This is a genomic window from Agreia sp., from assembly GCF_964263775.1.
GTDB lineage: Bacteria > Actinomycetota > Actinomycetes > Actinomycetales > Microbacteriaceae > Agreia.
Genome location: NZ_CAXVWM010000022.1, coordinates 1 through 6,529, shown reverse-complemented (window position 1 = coordinate 6,529; position 6,529 = coordinate 1). Strand labels below are relative to the sequence as shown.

5 protein-coding genes are annotated in these 6,529 nt (G+C 70.7%); all 5 read right to left on the bottom strand.

The annotated features are described in order from the left end of the window. Window positions 1-497 (bottom strand): serine/threonine-protein kinase (locus tag ACE5CZ_RS02475; RefSeq protein ID WP_374945780.1); only part of this gene is annotated, 497 nt, incomplete at its 3' end. After that, window positions 494-1,906: an FHA domain-containing protein gene (locus tag ACE5CZ_RS02470; RefSeq protein WP_374945779.1), complete on the bottom strand. Its 1,413-nt coding sequence runs from the start codon at window positions 1,904-1,906 to the stop codon at window positions 494-496. The genes ACE5CZ_RS02470 and ACE5CZ_RS02475, both read right to left, overlap by 4 nt. Continuing rightward, window positions 1,903-2,727: a PP2C family protein-serine/threonine phosphatase gene (locus ACE5CZ_RS02465; RefSeq protein ID WP_374945778.1), complete on the bottom strand. Its 825-nt coding sequence runs from the start codon at window positions 2,725-2,727 to the stop codon at window positions 1,903-1,905. Before ACE5CZ_RS02465 ends, ACE5CZ_RS02470 begins: the two co-directional genes overlap by 4 nt. Next, window positions 2,724-4,025, bottom strand: a complete 1,302-nt coding sequence (locus ACE5CZ_RS02460; protein WP_374945777.1) for an RDD family protein — start codon at window positions 4,023-4,025, stop codon at window positions 2,724-2,726. The genes ACE5CZ_RS02465 and ACE5CZ_RS02460 overlap by 4 nt, the downstream gene beginning before the upstream one ends. Then, a complete protein-coding gene (locus ACE5CZ_RS02455; protein ID WP_374945776.1) occupies window positions 4,022-6,385 on the bottom strand; it encodes a transglutaminaseTgpA domain-containing protein in 2,364 nt (787 codons plus the stop codon). Before ACE5CZ_RS02455 ends, ACE5CZ_RS02460 begins: the two co-directional genes overlap by 4 nt. Window positions 6,386-6,529: the final 144 nt, after the last annotated feature.

Sequence of the window (6,529 nt, the reverse complement as noted above, 5' to 3'; positions counted from 1 at the left end):
CCGACCATGGTCACCGAGATGCCGAAGTCTGTCAGCGCCGGGCGGTTGTATTCCGTGGTGAGAATATTGGCCGGTTTGATGTCGCGGTGCAGGATGCCGGCCCGATGGGCGGTCTCGACGGCGCCCGCCACCTGGATTCCGATGCGCAGCGCTTCGGCCACGCTGATCTTCTCCCGCCGGTAGCGCGCGGCGAGGTTGGGCCGGGAGCAGTACTCCATGACCAGGTACGGCCGGCCGTCGGGCGCGATGTCGGCCTGGTAGATGGTGACGATCGACGGATGCGTAGAGAGCTGCGCCATGAGGTTCGCCTCGGCGTCGAAGTTCTCTCGCGCGCCCTCGGTGAGCGCCTCGCTGAGCAGAACCTTGATGGCCACCCGGCGCCGCGGCATCCGCTGCTCGTAGAGAAAGACGTCGGCGAATCCGCCGGAGCCGAGCAGCTGCTCGTGCGTGAACCCGGCGATCTCGGGCGGGGCGGACGGTGGCCGACGCGCGTTCACGGCAGGTCCTCGAAGAGCAGCGTGACGCCGTCGCCGATGTCGACGATGTCGCCGTTCAGCACGAGAACAGCCTCGCCCGGCGACAGCCGCAGCGGTGGGGTTGCTGCGCGATGCAGTACCGAGCCGTTGGTCGTGTCGAGGTCGACGACGAGCACGTGCCTGCCCTCGACTCGCACCTCGAGGTGGCTGCGCGAGACGTCTTGCTCGGGGCTCGAAACGGTGACGAGGTGAGGAAGCACGTCGCCCTGAACACGTTGCGGGCGGGGCCGGCGACCCACGATCACGGGGCGATCGAGCGAGACGACGTCTCCCGAGGCGAGCACGATGCGGCCGGGGCCGGCGGCCGTCGAGGCCTCGTCGGCAGACTCCAGCCGACGCATCGCCTCGAGTTCGGAGACCGTGACCGTGAGGCCGTCGTGGTCGCTCTCGCTCGCTGCCGCGCTCGGGGTCGACGATGCAGGTGGAGTGGACGGATCATTCCAGTTCGTGGCGGCAGCGCCGACTCCGGCGAATCCGGGAACGCGATCGATGAGCCCCGTGGGCGGCGGAGCGGTCCACTCCTTCGACGACACGCGCGGCGTCTCGAGGGGAGTGAACGCCGCCGCGGGGGCGGGCGCCGGGGCGGCCGGCGGAGCAGCGACGGCAACCGAGGGAGCCGGCGAGGGAGCTGACGACGCCTGCTCGTCATCCACGGACTCGTCGTCGAGCCGCACGGCGGCCTCTTCGACCGACTTCACGACGGTGGCACCCCAGAGGTGGTCGTAGGCGTCGTCGGGAAGCTCGGTGACCGTCGGGCCGAAGTCGTCTGCCTCAATCGGAACCACGTCATCGACGGTGTCGTCGGGGTCGGGCGCCGCAACGACAGCAGGTGCATCCGGAATGATGGTCTCGGCCGGCAGTGCCGGCACGGGCGTCGCATCCACGGCCACGACCGGCACGCTCATAGCCGCCGCGCCCGCCTGGCCGGCCATGCGGAACGACACCGCGCCGCACAGCACGATGCCGCTGCGGATGGCGAACCAGTCGGAGTCGTCGGCGCCGTCGCAGCTCACGACGAATCCCTCGGCGGCCGCGACCACGCGCTCGTTCCAGGTGGTGACCTCGTCACCCGTCACGGTCACGGGCTCGGATGCGCCGGGCTGCGACACGTCGATGCGGAACGCCCCGCGCACGGCCAGGCGCAGTTCGGAACCCGACGCAACGGCGACGGCGAACGGAGGAATGGCCCTGAGGTTCGTTCCGAACTCGGCGGTGAGCGCCTCGAGCACGCCGCTCAGCCCATTGCCCCCGTCGAGGGTTCGCCAGACGCGTTCGAGCAGCTCTCCGTCGAGGCTGGCCGGAAAGAGGGCGACGGCGCCGGGCGCCACGACTCCGCGCCACTGCCCGGGCTGGTAGTTGAGGCGGGTCATCGCACGGCTCCTTCTGTGGGCACGGATCCGCGGGGGATGGTGTCGTCGGGCAGGGCCGCATCCGGCGCCGCGGGGGGAAGCGACGCGTCGACCACGACCGCCGTGAGGTTGTCGTGGCCCCCCCGGGCCATGCCCTCACGCACCAGCCTGTCGGCCGCCACCTGGGGATCTTTCTCACTCGAGAGTATTCGTGCGATCGACTCCGTGTCGATCTCACCCGAGATTCCGTCGGAGCAGATGAACATGCGGTCACCGGGCTCGATCGGCACGAGCCAGAAATCAGGACGGTAGTCGCCGCCGGCCCCGAGCGCGCGCGTGATCACGTTGCGCGCTGGATGCACGAGCGCTGCGGCGGCATCGATGCCGCCCCCGTCGAGCAGTTCCTGAACCACGGAGTGGTCGATGCTGATCTGCTCGAGCACGCCGGCGTTGAGGCGGTAGGTGCGCGAGTCGCCGAGGTTGAAGACCAACCACACGGCCGTCCCCTCGCTGTCGACGACGGCCACGCCCGACACCGTGGTTCCGGCGCGGCGGCGACCTCCCGTGCTGAGCTCGGCGATCGAGCGGTAGGCGCGGTCGAAGGCGGCGCGCACCTCCGCAGGATCGACGGTGGGTCGCCCGGTGAGGCCGTCGAACGACTCGACGACGATCGCACTCGCCCGCTCACCCGCCTCGTGTCCGCCCATGCCGTCGGCCACCAGGAACACCGGCGATGACGCCAGGTACGCGTCCTCATTCGTGGCGCGCTTCAGCCCGCGATGGGTCGCGGCGCCCGAGCGCAGCACGATCGTGGATGCGCCGACGGCCGGCGGCGGGCTCACGGGGCCACCGTGAGGGTGAAGACGCGCGTTCCGATGCGCACGCGGTCGCCGCTCTGCAGCGTCATGCGCTGCCCGGGCACGATCGGCGATTCGACGCCGTCGGCCCGAACGAGGGCCGAGCCGTTGGTCGAGCGCCGATCGGTCACCCAGATGGTTCCGGGCTGCACCTCGAATTCGAGGTGCGTCTTCGAGATGGAGCGGGTGTCGCCCGCGACCTGCACGAGCTGGTCGCCCGGAGCGCCGTAGGGCGACACGGGGTCGCGGCCGAGCACGCCGTGGCCCGCGATCACGTGGCTCTCTCCGGTGTCGAACAGCAACGTCACGGTTCCGGTCGGCAGTGCCTGCGCGGGCACAGAGTTGCTGAGCTTCGTTCCGTCGAGGTCTTCCCCGCCGAAGGGCGGCAGCGGATCGAAGCTCGGGATCGCCTCGATCGGCCCGGCCGGCGCGGCGGGTGCAGGTGCGGGCGCAGCAGAGAACGCATCCGGCGCCTGCGAGAGCAACTGCACAACGGGAGCCTGCGCGATCGGCGTGACAGGCGCATCCGGGACCGCGGCCGCCGTCGGCCGCCGCGTCTTCTCCACCGCAGGAACGTCGTCGACGATCTCTCCGGCGTTCTTCGCCAGCGGATTCGGCCCCTTCGTCACGTCGAGAACCCAGGTGCCCGACAGACGGTCGTGCCAGCCGCGCAGCCGCTTGGTCGGGTCCCACAGCGGCGACAGGTACACGAGCAGCGGGCCGATGCCGACCACGATGTTCGAGGCTCCGATGATCACGCCGCGCAGCAGCATCCGGCCGATGCCCGCACGAATGAGGCTGTCGACCTTGACGATGCGCAGGCCCATAATGCGCTTGCCGAGCGAGAAGCCGGTGAAGGCCTGCAGCACCAGCATCGCGAGCGGATACAACCCGCTCGCGAGCGTGATCAGTGCCGACGGAAGCCCCGAAACGTCGACCGCGCCGCTTCTCGGGGCGACCGACGCGGCCACGATCCAGAGGATGGGCAGCGCAATGATCGTCGTGAGAACACCGCCGAACGCGCCGTCGATGAGAAAAGCCCCGACCCGTCGCCCGTAGTTCGCGGGCACGATGCTCGAGAGCAGAATGGGGGCGTTCACCGGGGTGGGCTGCCAGGCGGCCTGCACGGGCACGCCGGCATAGCCCGGAGCCGCGGCCTGGCTGCGAGTCGAGGTCGGAGTTCCGCACGCGAGGCAGAACTGCGAGCTGCGGGGAACGGGCGATCCGCAGCGCACGCACGGCATCATCTGCCCCGCGCCCTGCTGCTGCGCGGAATTCGTCACGACCGTGCCCTCCTTCGTCTGCGTCGACTCTCCAGGCGCCTGCCGATGTATGCGCGCAATGACACCCGCGCGCGCAGGCGTTTCCACCAGCCGCGCGAATCGTGCATTCCCCTGACGATAGCGTTCACTTCGGCCCAGAAGGCGTCGACCTCCTGCGGCGACGGCTCGCCCGGGCCGAAGACGCCATGGTCAGCGCGCACTGCGACGGCGCCGACCGGCAGTGCAGGCCAGGCCTCGGCGATCACCGCAGCATCCGCACGACGCGTCACACCACGGCCCACAGGGGTGCCGAGGTCGTCGGCGCGGTCGACGATCTCGTCCCAGCCACCGCTCAGCCGGTCGGCGGGGCGCACGGCGTTCTGCCGCCCTGTGCGGCGGCGCGCCTTCAACGCCCCGATCACCACCACGGGTGTCAGCAGCACGATGATCAGCGCCAGCAGGCTTCCGGACGCGATCAGCACGGTCGTGAGCAGAGCGTTCGACTCGGGCTCGTCGTCTTGATCGGTGTCGTCGGTGCGGATGTCGGGCGGAAGGTCTGCCGGCTCCTGCGGCGGGGGCGGCGGCTGCAGCACCTGGGCCTTGGGGTCGGACTTGGGCTTCGGCGCCTCTTCTTGCGGAACCTGGTCTTTCGGGGGAGTCGGATCGAAGGCCACCCAGCCCGCGTCGTCGAACGCGACCTCGACCCAGGCGTGCAGCTGGTCGCCGGTGATCTGCTGCTCGGCGCCTGCCCCCGCGTACTCGTCGGGGTAGAAGCCCATCACCACGCGCGCGGGCATGCCGGCCGAGCGCGCCATCAGCGCCATGGCGACCGCATACTGCTCGTCGTCGCCGATCATCTGGTCGGCGCCCAGCAGCGTCGAGATGCGCTCGGCTCCGTGGCCGGCGCGCGACGTGGCCTCGCCCTCGAGTCCGTGGCTGAAGAAGCCCTCCTGGCTCAGCGAGGTCGCCAGGTTGCGCACCTGGGTCAGCGGGCGATCGGCGTCTCCGATGTAGGTGGTCGCGAGCGGCGCCACGTCTTCGGGAACGCCCGCCGCCTTCGGCATCGACAGCGACTGCAGACCGTGGCTCTCGAGCTGCTCGTCAGTGAGCACCTTCGGAATCACGACATCCATCGAGTAGCTGTCGCCCTCCGCCAGGGGGATCGTCGAGATCGCGACGCCGGTGGTGCGGTTGTAGTGCAGGCTGCCGGCGAGCTCGTCGGCGCGATCTCCCGTGAAGCGGAAAGAGTCGAGGTAGCCGGCGTCGGGGATCCACACGCCGGTCAGGTCGCCGATGGTCACGTCGAGGGTCGCCCTGTCGCCCTTCTCGTCGCTCGGGATGTCGCCGCTCACCCGCGTGAACGTGCCCGAGCCGGCCGTGCCGTCGCCCGCCACGTTGTAGACCACGCCGTCGTAGGCATCCAGCGTCGCGAGTCGCATGCGCGCGCCCTCGGGAAGGCCCTTCACGGTGAAGAGCACGTCTTCTTTCTCGTCGCGCACATACTTGCGAAAGCCGACGAGCGGGCTCGCGTAGTCGTGCAGGTCGAGGGGAGGAACGATCGCGTCGCGCAGCACCTCGCGGGCGCTGACCGGGGCGAGCAGTCCGCCGGTCGCGAACCCGACGCCCAGGGCGACGACGAGCAGCCCGGCGCCGAGGGCCAGCCGCGTGCGGGCGAGGCCCGCATCCGGAGCCTGCGCGCCGGAGGCGCTGTCGAGGGTGGTGGCGGCGATGCGACGGGCACGATCCTGGCTGCGCCGCCACGCCCACCACGCGAGCGCAATGCCCGCGAAGACGAGCCCCTGCACGATCGGCGCGGCCGCATCCCGCGTGCCGAACGCGATGGCCACCACGAAGAGCACGCCGGCAGGCAGCAGTGCCCAGGCGGCGCGACGCAGGCGCAGCGCGAGGCTGAAGGCGAGAACGGCTGCGACGAGGGTCGCGAGATAGGGAACGATCAGCACCGACGCGAAGCCGCCGACGGGGGTCTCGAGGGTGAGCACGTCTTTCCACGAGAAGACGACGCCGAGAACCAGCGCGCGGATGGTCTCGAGGCTCGGAACCACGCCGAAGAGCGTGGTCGTGGGCACGGCGAGCGGCCCGCCGAAGATCATGTAGACCAGCAGGGTGGCGGCCGAGAGCATCAGGATGTTCGCGCGCAGCCGGGCGCCGATCAGCGCGATTGCGAGGCCCAGCAGCAGGGCGCCAAGGCCGGCGACGAGGTAGCCGGTTCCGCCGAACGCGGGGCCGAAGCCGACGACGGCGACAGCGAGCAGGGCGGCGATGGCGGCGCAGTCGAGAACGGTGTCGAGGGCCGAGCGCTGGCCGATCGTCTGCGCGGAGCGCCCGGTGCGGCGAGTGGGAGCGGGTGCAGGTGCGGTCATCAGGTGTTCACCCGCCGAAGGGCAGCGGGAAGCTGGCCGAGGTCGCCGATGGTCAGCAGGGTCAGCTCGCCGATCTGCCGCCGCCTCGGCTCCGTTCCGGGCTGACAGCTCACGCCGACCACGCGCACGCCGAGGGGCAGGTGC